The 224-nt window shown below is 62.5% G+C and carries 1 protein-coding gene; it reads right to left on the bottom strand.

What is annotated here, in order from left to right; all coding sequences use genetic code 11:
• On the bottom strand, positions 1–224 hold a 224-nt coding region (locus Q1A91_RS23660), incomplete at both ends, for a hypothetical protein (RefSeq protein ID WP_299883387.1).

Below are 224 nucleotides of genomic sequence, written 5' to 3'. Positions count from 1 at the left end.
GCGACCAGCGCGCCGTCCAGCCAGACCTCCAGCCCGTCTTCGCCAAAGGTGACGGCAAGCTGATAGGTCTTGTCCTGAGTCAGCACCAGATTGGGCACTTTGAGCCATTCGGTCTTGTCCGCGCTCTCCTGCGTGACGACCAGCGTACCGTCCTTGATCCAGACCGTCAGATGCCCCCCATCCTCACGCCCCGACCCATCCTTGGAAATGAGCGCCTTGTCCCC

Origin of the sequence: uncultured Sulfitobacter sp., from assembly GCF_947500075.1 — a bacterium.
Classification (GTDB): Bacteria; Pseudomonadota; Alphaproteobacteria; order Rhodobacterales; family Rhodobacteraceae; genus Sulfitobacter.
Note: the sequence above shows the minus strand (reverse complement) of the source record. Positions and strands in the feature narration are given on the sequence as shown.